Annotated in this window: 9 protein-coding genes; 8 read left to right on the top strand and 1 reads right to left on the bottom strand. The window is 42.0% G+C overall.

Going from position 1 to position 17,544, the window contains the following annotated elements; translation table 11 throughout:
• Window positions 1-53: 53 nt before the first annotated feature.
• The 7 genes from DWY55_RS14785 (at window position 54) to DWY55_RS14755 (ending at window position 14,644) form a co-directional block, all read left to right on the top strand.
• Window positions 54-1,712: a DUF6377 domain-containing protein gene (locus tag DWY55_RS14785; RefSeq protein WP_035449344.1), complete on the top strand. Its 1,659-nt coding sequence runs from the start codon at window positions 54-56 to the stop codon at window positions 1,710-1,712.
• 296 nt (window positions 1,713-2,008) lie between these two features.
• On the top strand, window positions 2,009-5,044 hold the full coding sequence (locus DWY55_RS14780) for a SusC/RagA family TonB-linked outer membrane protein (protein ID WP_009037981.1): 3,036 nt from the start codon (window positions 2,009-2,011) through the stop codon (window positions 5,042-5,044).
• Between the two features lie 42 nt (window positions 5,045-5,086).
• Entirely contained in the window at window positions 5,087-6,886 is a 1,800-nt protein-coding gene (locus tag DWY55_RS14775; RefSeq protein WP_022401142.1) for a RagB/SusD family nutrient uptake outer membrane protein, read from the top strand.
• Between the two features lie 116 nt (window positions 6,887-7,002).
• Entirely contained in the window at window positions 7,003-8,397 is a 1,395-nt protein-coding gene (gene dcuC, locus DWY55_RS14770) for a C4-dicarboxylate transporter DcuC (RefSeq protein WP_034529524.1), read from the top strand.
• Between the two features lie 15 nt (window positions 8,398-8,412).
• Entirely contained in the window at window positions 8,413-9,558 is a 1,146-nt protein-coding gene (gene iadA / locus DWY55_RS14765) for a beta-aspartyl-peptidase (RefSeq protein ID WP_009037984.1), read from the top strand.
• A 65-nt stretch (window positions 9,559-9,623) separates the two neighbouring features.
• The gene (locus DWY55_RS14760; protein WP_243633667.1) at window positions 9,624-12,587 is read left to right on the top strand and encodes a M14 family zinc carboxypeptidase; all 2,964 of its coding nucleotides are present in this window, start codon (window positions 9,624-9,626) and stop codon (window positions 12,585-12,587) included.
• Between the two features lie 29 nt (window positions 12,588-12,616).
• Window positions 12,617-14,644: a glycoside hydrolase family 97 protein gene (locus tag DWY55_RS14755; protein ID WP_009037986.1), complete on the top strand. Its 2,028-nt coding sequence runs from the start codon at window positions 12,617-12,619 to the stop codon at window positions 14,642-14,644.
• Window positions 14,645-14,671: 27 nt separating this feature from the next.
• Here the strand turns inward: DWY55_RS14755 and DWY55_RS14750 are convergent, their stop codons facing one another.
• On the bottom strand, window positions 14,672-16,732 hold the full coding sequence (locus DWY55_RS14750; protein ID WP_009037987.1) for an RNA degradosome polyphosphate kinase: 2,061 nt from the start codon (window positions 16,730-16,732) through the stop codon (window positions 14,672-14,674).
• Window positions 16,733-16,823: 91 nt separating this feature from the next.
• Between DWY55_RS14750 and DWY55_RS14745 the strand changes: the two genes are divergently transcribed.
• Window positions 16,824-17,318: a metallophosphoesterase family protein gene (locus DWY55_RS14745; RefSeq protein ID WP_005827049.1), complete on the top strand. Its 495-nt coding sequence runs from the start codon at window positions 16,824-16,826 to the stop codon at window positions 17,316-17,318.
• The last annotated feature ends 226 nt before the right edge of the window (window positions 17,319-17,544 follow it).

The raw sequence follows: 17,544 nt of genomic DNA, 5'->3' as shown, positions 1-17,544 counted from the left end.
ACTTTTTTAATTCATTTATTAAATAAATGAATTCTACCAACGAGTATAGAAATATGAAAAACCATTTTTGTTTAAACCTATTCTTCTTACTATATTTGTTTTTTTGTGCTGGATGCAAGCAGCATATCTCAGATAGTGCTGCTAAGGCAAATGAGGCATTGTTTACTCAATTAGATAGTCTGATAGATAATTCTGATAAACTTATTTTGCAGAAAGAGGAGCGAATAGAGGCGTTGAAGCATTCACTAAGACAATCTAAGGCATTTGAGAAACAGTATGAACTTAATCAGGCTATTTATCAAGAATATCGCGTGTATGATGCAGATTCGGCTATGAAGTATACTACACAAAGCCTTGATTTAGCACGACAATATCATGATAAGAATCGTGAGATTGAATCTTTATTAGGTATTGGTTTTGTTTATACGGCTAATGGCTTGCTTAGTCAAGCCTCTGAAGTAATGCATTCACTCTGTTCTTCCAGTATGCCTCGCTACTTACGTTCGCGTTATTATGGTCAGATGCGTACTCTCTGCTCGCGGTTGCAACTCTATTCATTAGGTGATGATGCATTACATGAGCATTATGGTCAACTTTATGCGTTATATTCAGATTCAGTATTGCAGACGGCCACTCCTGACGAGCCACGCTACCTTTATAGCCGTGTGTGGAAATATCAAGATGTTCCCGGTGCACAACGTATTGCCATTAGGGATGAGTTGGAAAAGGAAAAACAACGTCTTCTACCTAATAGTCGTAATTATTCTATTTTAGCTTATAACTTGGCTCTACTTTATGAAAAAGAACACAACCATACCAAGTGGCTGGAAAATATGATTCTCTCAGGTATTGCTGATGTATATGCTGTGAATCGTGATATTGGTTCGTTGTATGCATTGGCTTCCTATTTATATGAACAAGGTCAGTTGGACCGAGCCTATCGTTATAGTACTTATTGTTCTGATATCGGTATAACTTTTAAGAGCCGTGTACGACTGCTTCATCAGCAGAAGTTGCAGAGAAGGATACATCAAAGCTACATTGAACGTGATCATATGCAACAGAAGCAGCTAAAGCTATTCCTTTTATTTATTAGTTTTCTCACTATTGTATTGCTGATAGCTCTTTTCTTTTTGAGAAGGCAAACAAGAAGACGTAGGAAAGCTTTGGTTGAGCTACATGTGGCCAATGGTAGATTGAAGAGTCTTAATAGTGAACTGCAAAAGCTCAATTTGGTTCTACGTGACACAAATTATATTAAGGAGGAGTATATTGGTCAGGTATTCAAACTTTGTTCATCCTATATTTGCCGTATGGAGGAGTATCGTAAAAAGTTAAACCGTAAATTAAAGGCTGGGCAACTTGAAGATTTAAAGAAGATGATTAGTTCTACTTCTACCATGAGCGATGAAATGAAGGATTTTTATGAGAAATTTGATTCCATTATTCTACATTTATACCCTGATTTTGTAGAGCACTTCAATAGTTTGCTACGTCCCGAAGAACATATTGAAGTGAAGTCTGGGCGGCTTAATACAGAACTTCGTATTCATGCTTTGATACGAATGGGGGTAACGGATAGTGAGAAGATTGCAGAATTTTTGCACTGTTCACTGCAAACCGTATATAATAATCGTTCTATAACTTTAAATAAATCTTCGCTCAGTAAGGAGGAATTTCTTCGAGCTGTGAAAGAGGTTTGTAAAAAGTAATTTGAAGACTGAGCGTTTCTCTCATTTTTTACCCACATGTATATAGATAATTGCCATTCAATAGCTTAATACTATCGAATGGCAATTATCTATATACATGTTTTTGATTACCGATTTAATTTAAATCACTACTGAAAATCTATTGAGTCTGTCTGTAATTGAAAGATAATCAGTAATATATAACTTTGTGAATTTACCAAATCCTCTACCAGTGAATATAATCGGTTGTTACATTGTCTAATTTTGCTCTCGAGATTTTTTACACACAAGTTCCTATTAACTTAAAAATGTAATTTATGAAAACCAGACAAAAATCGAGAGACGCAAGTGGTATTTTGCTTGTCTGTCTTATGTGGATGCTGTCACTTTCAAGCTCACTTCATGCACAGACATGGAATATTAACGGAAATGTGACAGATGAACAAGGAGAACCGATAATCGGTGCCAATGTAGTGATACAAGGTACGGGTACGGGCACCATTACCGATGTAGAAGGAAACTTTAAACTCGCTTCAGTGACTAAGGGGGCGGTAATGGAGATAAGTTTCATTGGGTATATATCCAAGACATTGCAGGTGAAAGACGCATCATCGTTAAAGATTGTACTGAAAGAAGATAACCAGGCACTGGATGAGGTGGTAGTAGTAGGTTATGGTGTACAGCGCAAAAGTGATCTTACAGGTTCGGTTGCTTCAGTTAACTCGGATGTACTTGAAAGTCGCCCACAAGCTAATTTGATTCAATCTTTGCAAGGAGCAGTTCCAGGATTGAATATTAGTGTGACGGGTAGTAATGCTGAAGGTTCGTCTACTACTACACGTATTCGTGGTAACAACTCCATTACGGCCGATAATAAACCTCTTGTTATTCTTGATGGAATACCTTTTGATGGTCCATGGTCGGAAATCAATCCCAATGATGTAGAGAGTATAGAAGTATTGAAGGATGCCTCTTCAGCAGCCATTTATGGTGCTCGCGGTTCTAACGGTGTAATCCTTATTACTTCTAAGCGCGGTAAGAAAGACAGATTGACGGTATCATACGATACTTATGTTACTATTGACCAGCCTATCAATTTACCTCGTATGATGAATGGCAAAGAATTCTATAAGTATAAATCTGAAGCTTTCAAGGCTACCAATACTACTCCTCCTACAGAAGAGAATCCTGAACCTTGGTTAGATAACTTTACTCCTACTGAATTAGCTATGTATGCTGCCGGTCAGAGTACTGATTGGATGAAGTTGGCAACACAGACCGGTATAAAACAACAGCATAACCTTTCTTTCCGTGGTGGAGCTAACAAAACCAGCTATTTCATTTCATTGAACTATACGGATGTGAAAGGAACTGCGGTAGGCAATGAGTTCAAGCGTTATAATGTACGTTTCAATCTTGATCAGGAGTTTAATAGTTGGTTGAAATTTTCTACTACTACACAGTTAGGTCGCTACGATCGTAGTGGTAGCAGTGCTTCTTTTTGGCGGGCTATAAAACAAGTTCCGTTGGGACGTGCTTATAACGAGGATGGTTCACTTACACTTTCTGCTACTGAGGACTCCTCTTCAGCTTTCAGCATTAATCCGTTGGGATCTCTTAATAATAAGACAAAAGATATTCGTGCAAAGGTTATCACTAATAATGTGCTTGAGGTAAAGTTTCCCTTTATTAAAGGGCTGAGCTATAAATTGAATACAGGCTTCACTTACCAAAACAGCTCCTATAAGAATTATCAAGGTTTGGATACCTACGAAGGAGCTAGTGCTAATGGCGTATTGAATACTGATGACTGGCATTCAGAAGAATGGATTTTGGAGAATATTATTTCTTATCAACGTGAATTTGGCAAACATCGTATATTTTTCACAGGATTATATTCTGCTCAAAGCAAGGAATATGAACAGAATACAATGGAAGGTAAGAATTTTCCCAATGATGTGATGTATTATTACCAGATTTCTAAAGCTGCCACAATGTCTGGTAATTCCAATTATTATAAAGAAAATCATATTTCACAAATGGGGCGTTTGAATTATACTTATGATGATCGTTACTTGTTAACTCTTACTGCTCGTCGTGATGGTTACTCCGCTTTTGGTGAAAGTTCTAAATTCGGCGTTTTTCCTTCAGCCGCTATTGGATGGAATATTTCCAATGAATCTTTTTTTAAAGACAAGCCTATAAGTGAAACCATTAGCAATCTGAAATATCGCTTGTCATGGGGTAAAAATGGCAATGAGGCTATCAGTGCTTATAGTACACTACCTAATCTTTCAACTTACAATTATCTGAATGATGATCATACTGCACAGTTTGGTTTCTATCCGTCGAAGTTAGCTTCGCCCGGTTTAGGTTGGGAAACTACTACATCTATTAATACTGGCTTTGATATTGCACTTTGGAATGGACGTATTCAGAGTTCATTTGATATTTATTGGTCTAAAACCAAAGATTTGCTGCTTTCCCGTTCTATTCCTACCATTAATGGTACTGGCTCTATTACTGAGAATCGTGGACAGACCCGTAATCGTGGTTTTGAATTCCAGATAACTTCTAATAACATTACACATAAGAGTTTTAGCTGGAGCACCTCTTTCAACCTCTCACACTATCGTTCGGAGATTGTAGATGTTGGTTTGTATGATGCTAATGGAAAGCCGGTTGATGATGTGGCTTCCAAGTGGTTTATTGGTGAACCTATCAATGTGAACTATGATTATAAAATTATCGGTGTATGGCAGATTGCTGATCCGTCTAACCCGACAGGGCAGCAAGATCCTAACTATCGTAATTCGTATCCTGGATATGTGAAATACCTTGATGTAGATGGTAACGATATTACAACGGCTGATAAGACTATTATAGGGTCGGCTATTCCTAAAGTAAATATGAGTTTGATGAACACTTTTGAGTACAAAAACTTCACTCTGAGTGTGTTCTTAACGGCTCAGTTAGGACAAACCCATCTGAATGCCTTGTATGATACAAGCCATAATTCATATCGCCAGAACCGCTTTTTGGTGGATTTTTGGACTCCAGAGAATCCTACGAATAGCTATCCGAAAAATAGTTTGAATAGTGATGTGAATCCAGAGGGAGCCAGTTTCTATGAAAAGACAGATTTCTTACGTATTTCCGACGTTACATTGGGTTATAATTTCCCACAACAATGGTTGCGTCGTACTTTCATCAAACGGCTCAATCTTTACATGAACATTAAGAATTTGGCTACAATAACTGGCTGGACAGGTATGGATCCGGAATTTCTCAATGATCAATTGGCTGCTCCTCCAGTACGTTCGTTCACTTTTGGACTAAAGTTAGATATTTGATGAGAGTAATATATCATAAAAAGCTAAAATGAAATTGCACATATGAAAAAAATAACATATTTCAATGTCTTAGTGTTTACAGTATTATTGCTCACTATGGGCGGCTGTAATGAGGATAAGTTTCTTAAGGAAGATCCTCGTGATGCACTTTATCCTGAAAATTTACTTGTAGATTACAATGGATTTAAATCGATGATAACGCCTCTTTATGGTCTTATGCGTGCAGAGTATCGCCGTGCTGATGCAATGGGAGGAAGTATTGCGCTCTGTCTGCATTCTGCCTGGGGTGGAGGGGTAGATAATTCATGGGCCAATAATAGTCATGCGGAAATGAAGTTCCTCTACAATCCCAAAGAGATAACTTACACTGATCTTGCTATTTGGAATAATATTTTCCAGTGGGGATATCGTATCATCAACACTGCCAATATGGTTATCTCAAGAGCTGACAATGATGGCATTAACTGGGGAAGTGGTGCTGATGCTGAAAATCGTAAAAATGAGGTGTTGGCCGAAGCTCGCTTTTTCCGTGCTTGGGCTTACCGTCACCTTACCTATTCATTTGGTGCAGTGCCCCTTTCAACACAAGAAATTACAGGATTGAATTATCGTGATGATTGGGACCGTGCTTCCTTGAGTAGTATTCGCGAAGTGATGGCAGAAGATTTCCAGTTTGCAGTCGATAACCTTCCTTTGCGTACTTCTAATAATAGTAAAGTCTCTGGTGCTGTGGCACGTCACTATTTGGGTGAACTTTATTTGGCAGAAGGTAATGCTGAAAAAGCAGTTTCAGTACTGAAACCATTAGTGGAAAGTGGAGAATATTCCCTTATAAATCAACGCTTTGGTAGTAATGCTTCCAATGATGGATGTCCTTTTATTGACGTATTTTATACTCCTATGTATGCTGATGGAAATACGGAGGTGTTACTGGCTTTCATTAACACAGAAGAGGAGAATAGTGCCTATGGTACTGCAAATGTCTATATGACTACAACTTATAAGAACTATTATGCTAATGATGGCGATTGTAAAAAGACAAACCAGCATAATCCGGACTATATCAATAACGGTGGTGAAGGTTCATTTGCACAAGTCTTTTGGCAAGCTAATGGTGGTAAGGGAGCCGGACGTGTAGTTCCTTCCAGAGGAGCACTTCGTTTGTACAATTATAAAGGAATGGGAGAACAAGATGACCGTGTATCTGCCAATGCTATCGTATGGAGTATTAATGATGTAGATGCTGCCGGCAATGTAACCAAGGTATTTGATTTAGGTGGTACTGCACTTATTGATACTACGGTTAATGCAGCCATGCTAACTTCTACTTCCATTAAAAAATATGATTGGCCTACTACTCGTAAATGGGATTATACTCCACCTATTTTGGCTAATGCAGCTAATGATGGACACTATGCGGACATTGTTTATTTACGTTTGGCAGATACATATTTACTTTATGCAGAGGCTCTTTACAAGAGTAATCAAGTAGGCGAGGCCATTAAATGGATAAATAAAGTACGTAATCGTTCCAATGCTGTAAGTATTACTGAAGATGATCTTAGAATCGGTGGTATGGATTTCATTCTTGATGAACGCAGCCGTGAACTGCTTACGGAGGAAGAACGTCGTCATACATTGGTACGTGTTTGCCAAGAAAATGGTGGTGACGAACGTGATACCAATAACTATTTCAAACGTCGCATGCGTGAACTCAATGAGATAGCTGGTATTGCAGGACGTGGTATGGATGAATATGAAACTCCTGTCCTTTTCCCGCTGCCGCAATCATTCATTGATGCCAATACTGGTAATCCTTTGGAAAATAATCCGGGGTATTGATAGATAATAGTCAGATATAAATACCGCATATAAACGGCTTTGTATATATCGGTGTTTATATCTGATTTAGATTCATATATTCAAAAGAAAACAAAAACTTAATATCTTGATACATCATGTCCGAATTGGCTTTCATTTTTAGTCTTCTTATGGTAGGGATTACAGCGGTAGGTCTTTATCGTAAGCTCAATCCTCAAGGTCTTTTGATGCTTTCCGGTTTATTAATGCTTACAGCTGCTTTTTTCATGCAAGTGCATTCGGTAGTACCTAGTAAAGCTACGGGAATGGTGGTGTTTGATTTGGTAAGGATGATAGAGGAAGTTTTTCTTTCTAATTTGGCGCGTGCAGGGTTTATGATAATGACAATTGGCGGTTATGTAGCTTTCATGAATAACATAAAGGCTACTAATGCATTGGTCTATATTTCCATGAAGCCATTAGGTCTTTTTCGACGTTATCCTTATTTGGCGGCTACTATAGTTATTCCTATTGGACAATTACTTTTTATTACTACTCCTTCAGCTGCCGGATTAGGATTGTTGCTTGTGGCTTCGGTTTATCCTGTTTTAATTAGTTTGGGAGTAAGTCAACTTACAGCATTGTCAGTCATTGCCGCTGCTACTCTATTTGATCAGGGACCGGGGTCGGCAAATACTGCTATGGCTGCCGAATTGATAGGACAATCCAATGTGGAATATTTCATCACTCATCAACTTCCTTTAGTAATTCCTACTTCCTTGGTTGTAATGGTACTCTTCTATTTCAATAACCGTTATTTTGATAAAAAAGATGCAAAGAAACAGCAGGATGGCATATTGCAGGTGTCAAATGTGACTGCAACCTCATTAGTAGAAAAACCGGATGTTCCATTGGCTTTTGCGCTACTCCCGGTATTACCTTTGGCTCTTCTCATTTTCTTTTCACCTTTTGTGGGACTGTTTCAGCCTACTGTAACATTGGGTACCACTACTGCTATGCTTTTTTCTCTGTTCTTATCATTGGTATTTGTGTTGTTTCATACTCGTAGTGTGCGTACTACTTTTAACGTTTTTGCAAGTTTTTGGAAAGGCATGGGAAATGTGTTTACTTCAGTTGTAACATTGATTGTAGCTTCAGAAGTTTTCTCTAAAGGACTGATTGGTTTGGGATTTATTGATTCATTGGTGGGTTATTCCTCTCATATCGGACTTTCGGGATTAGCTATTGCCGCAATCTTTACTCTCATTATTTTTGGAGCTGCCATGCTGATGGGAAGTGGCAATGCAGCCTTTTTTTCATTTGGTCCTTTATTGCCGGGTATAGCCACTCAGCTTGGTTTGCCGGTTTTTTCATTGATACTTCCTTTGCAGTTGGCGGCAAGCATGGGACGTGCCGCATCTCCTATTGCCGGAGTCATTGTTGCCATTGCCGGGGTAGCCGGTGTGTCATCAGTGGAGTTGGCAAGGCGTAATACATTTCCTTTAATAGGAGGAATTGTTTTCTTGATACTTTATCATCTTATCACTTTCTAAAATTAATCGACAGCTATGTTTACATTGATAAAGAATGCAAATTTATATGCTCCTGCCTATCTTGGTAAAACAGACATTTTGCTATGCGGAGAAAAGATTGCGCATATTTCAAAGACAATTGAACTGAATGAATCATTTTGCCATACTATTGACGTGCAAGGTAAAATTGTTACTCCGGGATTTATAGATCAGCATGTACATATTACTGGTGGAGGAGGGCAACAAGGTTATGCCTCATTAGTCCCCGAGGTGACTATGAGCGAACTGGTGGCATGTGGTACTACTACTGTATTGGGTATGCTTGGTACTGATGGATTTGCCAAAGAACTTACTACGCTTTATGCCAAGGCCAAAGCTATTGACGATGACGGATTGTCGGCTTATATGCTGACAAGTTATTACGGATTGCCTACCAAAACATTGATGAATAGTGTGGCTGACGATCTTATCTTCATAGATAAAGTTATTGGCTGTAAGCTGGCGATGAGTGATGACCGTAGTCCGTTTCCGACAGAGCAAGAGATATTACGTATTATACATCAGGTACGTTTAGGGGGATTTACATCTGGTAAAGGAGGAATTCTCCACATTCATTTGGGAGCACTTCCGGAAGGTATTGAGCCCTTACTCAATATTGCTCGTCACTATCCTACACTGATATCTTATCTGTCTCCTACTCATCTGATACGTACTGAAGCTCTTTTTATGCAGGCTGTAGAATTTGGTAAATTAGGTGGAATGATTGATTTTTCGACTGGTGGCTCAAAGTTTGATACTCCCCATCGTTGTGTGATACGTGCATTGCGAGCTGGTGTCCCCCTTGATCGCATTACTTTTTCTAGTGATGGCCATGGTGGCGTACGCAGAGTGAATCCTGAAACTGGAGAAATAACTTATCGTCCTGCTCCTTTGAATTTAAATTTCAAGGAGGTAGTTGCATTAGTCAATGAGGAGGGGGTACCATTGGAACAGGCGATTACATTGATAACATCCAATCCGGCTCGTAATCTGAAATTACGAGCTAAAGGTATTGTGGCACAAGGAGCAGATGCAGACTTGTGTTTTTTGGCGGAAGATTTGCAGCTTACAGATGTCATTGCCCGTGGTAAATTTGTAATGCAAGATGGTACAATAGTAAAGAAGGGAAGGTACGAATTATGAAGAAGCTGATTATATTTTATATTGGATTCCTCTGTATTTGTTTATCTGCAATAGCGAAACAGACTTTGGAAAGGCCAAGAGGTGAACATTTCTTCACTTATAGTCAATACCCTCCTTTTGCCGATCGCCCGGTAGATGTACATTATTATATACCTTCCCAGGGGGATATTAAACAAATGCCTATTGTATTTGTCTTTGAAGGAGGAGACCGCGGCTATCGTTATCTTTTGGACGGTTGGAAAGAAGAAGCGGAGAGAAAGGGTTTTATGCTTTTTATACCTCACTTTGATTTGAAATCTTATCCTTTGGCAGACTATCAGGAGGTGGGGGTGATGAATGCTGCCCATACAGTAGCTAATGCTCCCGAAAAAATTACACCAGTGTTGGTTGATAAACTATTTGAATATGTGCGTCAATTTACGGGAAGCATGCGCAAAGGATATATGATTTATGGTCATTCTGCTGGTGGGCAATTCGTACAGCGTTTCATGCTTTTTCACGATAGTCCTTATGTGGAAAAAGCTATTATAAGTTCTCCCGGTTGGTATACTTTTCCTGATTTGGCCCAGACATATCCTTATGGTACGGCTGGTATCCCCTATATTTCATCTGAACAGATAAAAAAATACTTGTCAAAACCTATCATACTACAGCTGGCTTTGGGAGATACGATACGTGAGTCTTTTCTACGCAAGACTCCTGAAGCTGAACGACAAGGACGAAACCGTATGGAGCGTGGGCGTAGTTTCTGGCTTTATATTCACCAGTTGGCTGCATCCCGTGGTTGGGAATGCCATTGGCGCAAGATAGAAGAGTGCGGCATCGGGCATGAGGCTGTCCCTATGGGGAAACAAGCTGTGCCATTATTGACGACAGATTCTTTACGGGTACTTTTTATAGGTAACAGCTATACTTTTTTTAATCGTTTGCCATGGCAAGTCCAATCGTTAGCATCCTCATGTGGAAAAAAAATATCAGTGCGCCAGGTTGCTAACCCTGGTTGGTACTTGAGACAGCATGCAGCCAATACGCAAACATTAGAGGCGATTCGTGAAGGAGGATGGGATTATATGGTGATGCAGGAACAGAGCAAGGCACCTACTCGTGAAAAGGAATGGGTAAAGAAGAATGTATTCCATCCTGCGGCGCAGTTAGATAGTTTACGCCGTCTTTATGCCCCAAAAGGAAAAAGTGTCTGTTATATGACATGGGGGCGTAATAATGATACTTATGAAGGAATGCAGCAGCAACTTACGGAAAACTATTTGGAAATGGCTGATGTCCTTGATGCTTATTGTGCTCCTGTGGGTGAGGCATGGAGACGTGTACGTAGAGAGTGTCCAAGTTTGCAGTTGTATAATTCTGATGGCAGCCATCCTAGTCCTGCAGGCAGTTATTTGGCGGCTTGTGTCTTTTATGCAATTTTTTTTGGTGAGCCTTTTAGCAGCGATTATTATGCAGGTCTACCGTCTGAAACGGCTCTTTATTTACAGAGGATAGCACAAGAAGTGGTATTAGCTAATCTTGTGTTATGGAATAGAAATCAGTCGAAGCAACCTGCCGGAGTAACTGCAAGTTTCTATCCTGACCCCAAATTTGACCGTGAGACACCTACTCTAAGTAAACCTTACGGTAGCGGATTGGCATCGGTTGATGAGATAAAGGACTATTTACAACAATTGGTTGTACGTTCTCCGGGTTTGGCATATATGGAGAATATTGGTGTTACCAAACAAGGACGTACCATTCCGGTACTTTATTTGGGTACTCCCGACAAGAAGAAGGTAAGGGTATGGATTCAAGCGGCACTGCATGGTAACGAGCCGGCAGGTGCTGAGGCTGTATGCATGCTTGTCCGTTACTTACTTTGTGAAAAAGAAGGACGTGAATTGCTGAATCATATAGCTGTGGCTTTGGTTCCTATAGCCAATGTTGATGGTTATGCCATTCAGCAACGTCGTTCGGCCGATGGTTACGATTTGAATCGCGATCAGAGCAAATTAGAGGATGCTGTCACTTTGCTGTTGAAGCAGTCCTATCAGCAATGGAATCCGGACGTAGCTCTTGATATTCATGAATATACACCTTTACGTCGTGAGTTTAACTTATTACGTGGAGTGCCGACAGCAAATGCTGCTGATGTACTTTTTTTACCTACAGGACATCTTAATGCGCCTTTAGCTTTACGTACGCTGTCTGAAGAACTTTTTCGTCGTGAGGCAGAGGTCGTTTTAAATAGTGCCGGTTATGCTTCCGGTTTCTACTTTACTCCTCGTGTGGCAGATGGTTCCCTTGTTCTTGTAAAAGGTGCCAAAAGTCCGCAGTCCAGTTCTACTTTTCAAGCATTGACGGGAGCTGTATCGCTTTTTGTCGAAATAAGAGGTATTGGATTGGGACCGGAGTGTTTTGCACGTCGTAGTGAGTGCGGTTTCTTGGTGGCACGGCAAACGTTGGTTACTGCTGCGCAACATCGTGCTTCAATTAAACGTAAGATAGAACAAGCCAGGAAGCGCACCTTGAAAGCTACTGAACCGATATATGTTACTTTCACTTCGGATACTGTACGTCATGTAGTCTCTTTTATCGATTATAAGGCCAATGAACTGTTTAAGACTGAACTGCCAACCCTTGATGCCATGCAGGCAACACCTCAATTGATGCGTACTCGCCCTAAGGCTTATCTGCTCGATGCTCCCTGTACAGAAGCAGTATGTAAGCTTCGAGCGTTGGGTGTACACATTGAGCAAGTTACCCGTGTACAAAAAGCAAAAGTTGAGCGTTACAAAGTAACCCGTCTGTATCGTGCAGAGAAGGAATGGGAGGGGATTCATCCGGTAAATGTAGAAACGGATGTCTATGAAGATAATGTAGAACTTCCAATAGGTAGTTGGTTGGTACCTTTGGCACAACCTTTAGGAAATTTGGTTGCCACGTTGCTTGAACCGGAGTCTGTCTGTGGTTTCGTAAACTTCTGTGTTATTCCGGCTGAGGAAGGAAAGGGACTGTTTGTCAGTAGACTTATAAAATAAGAATTGGATATATAAAATTAAATTCGGTAATGACTATGAAACTAAAAAAAACGCTACAGATTATACTTGCTTTATGTTTAGGCCTATGGATGATTTCATGCCAGCAGGAACATATCAAGTTGACCTCTCCAAATGGAAAACTTTCTTTAGAGTTTACACTTGATGAAGAAGGTGCTCCCCGATATTGTTTAAGACATGCGGGGAAGAATATTTTACTTCCTTCACGTCTGGGATTGGTTTTGAAGGATGCGCCAGATCTTTTGACTGGTTTCGTTCTAAAAGAGGTTAAGCATGATTCGCATAATGATGTGTGGCAACCAGTATGGGGGGAAGAGGCTGAAATTGTAAATCATTATAATGAATTGAGGGTATGCCTCAAGGAAGAAACATCGTTGGAGCGGGAACTGAATATTATTTTTCGTCTTTTTGATGATGGGATGGGATTCCGGTATGAGTTCCCGCGCCAGCAACAGCTACAAGAGTTTCTTATTGATGACGAAGTGACTGAATTCGTTTTTCCTGCAGATTATGATGCTTGGAGTATTCCAGTGAAAGGAGTTCGTTTTTACGAGGCCTTATTTGAGAAAAAAACTCTTAGTAAGATGGGATGGGTAAGCACTCCGGTGACGATTGAGACAACAGATAGCCTTTATTTGGCTATTCATGAAGCAAATCTTACAGATTATGCTGCCATGAACTTGAAGCCGGTTGAACAACTTGAAGATAATAAAACGGTTACATTACGTGCGGCTCTTACACCTTGGAGTACAGGTGAGAAAGTACGTGTTACCGATACCCGTGTATCTCCTTGGCGTACAATGATAGTGGCTGAATCTGCCGGTGATTTGCTTCTTTCCCGTCTCATGTTAAATCTTAATGAACCTTGTCGTATAACCGATACTTCCTGGATACAACCTATGCGCTATATTGGAATTTGGTGGACTTATCACATGAAGCATAACACCTGGCATGCCGGTCCCCATCATGGGGCCACAACAGAGAATACAATGCGTCACATCGATTTTGCTGCTGCCAATAACCTGGGAGGTGTACTGGTGGAAGGGTGGAATGAAGACTGGGCTACTTGGAAGTTTAGTTTCACAAAACCTTATACCGATTTTGATATACAACGTATTACTGATTATGGGCGTAGCAAAGGAGTAGCTTTGATAGGACATCATGAAACTGGCGGTAATGTTTCCAATTATGAAAATCAGATGGAAGATGGTTTCAAGTTCTATGAGAAATATGGTGTGCATCAAGTAAAAACGGGTTATGTGGGCAATTTGCTTGATGGGAAAGAATATCATAGCAGTCAGTTTGGTGTACTTCATTATCGCAAGGTAATAGAGGCTGCTGCCCGTCACCGTATCTGTATTGATAATCATGAACCGGTGATTCCTACAGGTTTGCAGCGTACTTTTCCTAATCTGATGACACAAGAGGGAGTACGTGGACAAGAATGGGACGCTTGGGATGTAGATGGTGGAAATCCTCCCTCTCATACCGTAATATTGCCTTTCACTCGTGGGTTGGCAGGCCCGATGGACTTTACACCGGTGACGTTTCGGTTTGTTAACGATGTAATGCCACAGACACGTGTACATACCACACTGGCCAAACAATTGGCGCTGTTTGTGGTGCTCTATTCACCGTTACAAATGGCTTCGGATGAAATAGAGAATTACGAGGCTAATCCGGAACCTTTTAATTTTATAGTATCTTGTCCTACAGATTGGAGCAGAACAGTGGTGCCGGAAGCATGCATTGGCAGTTATGTTACTATTGCCCGTTGTGATAAAGGAGAGGGATGCTGGTATATAGGCAGTATCACGGGAGATGAGGAACGAACGGCTAATATCAGTCTGTCTTTTCTCGATACAGATAAAAGCTATCTGGCTACTATTTATCGTGATGCTCCTGAGTCCGATTATGAGACATGTCCTGCTGCTATACTTATAGAAGAGCGCGAAGTGACTTATAGTGATACCCTCACCATTCGGCAAGCACGTAGTGGAGGAACTGCCGTACGTCTGTGTCCTATAAAAGACTGTTGAGCCGGAGGTATATTGGGGCAGAGTTGTTTATATTTTCTCTCTCAAGTATTCGTAAAAGCTATATTGCGACCGTACCTTCTCCTTTTGCGGTCGCGACGACTTCCAGCGGTTTCGCAACCGGTCGTCCACAAAGCAGGCTTTCCGTTTGTCCGACAGTTGTATGGATAGCATATCGATGAGCTCTTGCTTCAAGTCCGGGTCCAGAATGGGGGTGACGGCTTCGATACGGCGGTACAAGTTACGCCGCATCCAGTCCGGCGAGCCGAGGAAGAGCTTGGGTGCGCCGCCGTTGCCGAAGTACCACACACGGGCATGTTCCAGAAAGGTATCCACGATGCGTGTCACGCGGATGTTGTGGCTGTACTCCTGCCCGGGGATGAGGCAGCAGATGCCGCGGACAATGAGGTCTATCTCTACACCGGCTTGCGAGGCTTCGTAGAGGCGGTCTATCATGGCAGGGTCTTGCAGGGCATTCATTTTTAGGATAATCCGTCCTTGCTTGCCTTGCCGAGCCAGTTCTATTTCGTGATTGATGAGGCGGTTCAGTTCAGGAATCAGGTTGAAGCGGGCCACAAGCAGGCGGTGGAACACTGGATTTTCCTTTCCCTGCAGAGTACGGAACAAGTTGTGCAGGTCGTTTACAATCACCGGGTTGCAGGTGAATAGTCCGCTGTCCGCATAGAGGGTGGCGGTCTTTTCGTTGAAGTTGCCGGTGCTGATGTAGGCGTAGCTTGTCAGTTTGCGCCCTTCCTTGTCGCGGCGTAGCACGAGGGCTACTTTGGCATGTACCTTTAGTCCTGGTATGCTGAAAATGATGTTGATGCCGGCGGCTTTCATCATCTCGGCGGTGGCGAGGTTGTTTTCTTCGTCGAAGCGGGCTTTCAGTTCCACAAAGACGGTGACTTTCTTTCCGTTCTGTGCGGCGGCTATCAGGGTGTTGATGACGGTGGAGTTCTCTGCCACGCGATACTGGGTCACCATGATTTCACGCACGGTGGGCTCGTGGACGGCTTCATATAGAAAATGGATGAAGTGGTCGAAGGAGTGGTAGGGATAATGCAGCAGCAGGTCCTTCTTCTCCACATAGCGGAAGATGGATTCGCGTTCGTCCAGGCAGGTCAGCTTCATGGGCTGGGGTTTCTTGATGGGACGTACGCTTTGGTTGGGATTAGGCAGATGCCGCAAATCCTCCATGTTGAGGTGCTTGTCTCCCGGCACCAGCTCCCGGCGGTCTATGCGGTAGGCATCTACCAGAAAGTCGAGGAAGTCCTGGGGCATGGCGCGGTCGTATACAAAACGGCACACGGCGCCTATCTTGCGTTTCTTTACCTTCTTCTTCACCTGCTCGATGATTTCGGAGGTATTGGCGGCATCGTCTATCAGAATATCCGCATCGCGTGAAATCTTGATGCAATAACTGCTGTCCACTTCATAACCGGGGAAGATGGTATCCAGATTGGCCTTGATGATGTCTTCAATGAACATTAGATAATAGTCTTTCCCCACCTTGGGCAGCTGGATGAAGCGCGGCACTTTGCTGTACGGCAGTTTCATCACGAAATACTGGATACGGTTTGGAGAACTGGCGGGAGCTCCTTTCAGATGAAGCCGTACGGCCAGATAGAGACGGTTGTCGCGCAGGAATGAAATCACCTTGTCCTTGCTTACGGGCACCGGGGCCAGATAAGGGAATATCTCTTCGCGGAAGAAGCTGCGCACAAAGTCGCGGTGAAACGGTTCTACGTTGCGGCTTTGATAAAATATGATGTGATGTTTCCGCAGGGCGGGCAGTATCTTCTGTTCGTAGATGCGGATACGTTCCTCCAGTTGGCGATTGACTTCTTGGTTGATTTCATCTACCAGTTCGGCGGCAGACTGCATAGTCTCTTCATCGCTTTGCGAGGCTCCGGTGGCTATGGCCTTATGGTCGGCTACGCGTATCTTGTAGAATTCTTCCAGATTGGAAGAGTATATAGAAATAAAGTTGATGCGTTCGTATAGCGGCAATGTCTCGTCTTCCGCTTCCAGCAGTACGCGGTAGTTGAAGGAAAGCCAGCTGATGTCACGTTTGAAATATCTGTTGTCCATGGTGTTAAGGTGTTAATGTGGCATATTAGCACATTACCACATTGTATTCTTCCCAAATATAATTACCTTTGTCTTAATAAACAAAGGAAAGATGACAAAAGTTGGTTTATTATCGGATACGCATGGCTACTGGGATGAAAAGTACCTGCAATATTTTGAGGGCTGTGACGAAATATGGCATGCCGGTGACATCGGTTCGCTGGAAGTGGCACAGAAGCTGGCGGCTTTCCGTCCCTTCCGTGCCGTGTATGGCAATATTGACGGGCAGGAGATACGGCAGCTCTATCCGCAGATTCTCCGTTTCACGGTGGATGGGGCGGAGGTGCTGATGAAGCATATCGGCGGTTATCCCGGCAACTACGACCCTTCCATCAAGGGCAGCATTCTGGTGCGTCCCCCAAAGCTGTTCATCAGCGGGCACTCGCATATACTGAAGGTGAAGTATGACAAGACGTTGGATGTACTCCACATCAATCCGGGCGCTGCGGGCATTCAAGGTTTCCATAAGGTGCGTACGATGGTACGCTTTGCGGTTGATGGGGGAACGTTTAAAGATTTGGAGGTGATAGAACTTGCTGACCGATGATGTAGTTTGTTTATTTACAATGGATTGTATTTACCGATTGTTTACGCTATAGTGTAAAAGCCGTTACATGCTAATGTAAAGGTCGTTACGCTATTGGGTAAAGGTCGTTACACTATTTGGTAAAGGTCGTTACACGCTGAGGTAAAGACCGTTTCATCAAGGGGGTGTGTCTTTTCCTGATTTAGCTAGACGCTTTTTCTTTTTATAACCGATATCAGTAGACGGT

The sequence above is a fragment of the Bacteroides sp. AF25-38AC genome (assembly GCF_003602995.1).
Classification (GTDB): domain Bacteria; phylum Bacteroidota; class Bacteroidia; order Bacteroidales; family Bacteroidaceae; genus Bacteroides; species Bacteroides uniformis.
Note: the sequence above shows the minus strand (reverse complement) of the source record. Positions and strands in the feature narration are given on the sequence as shown.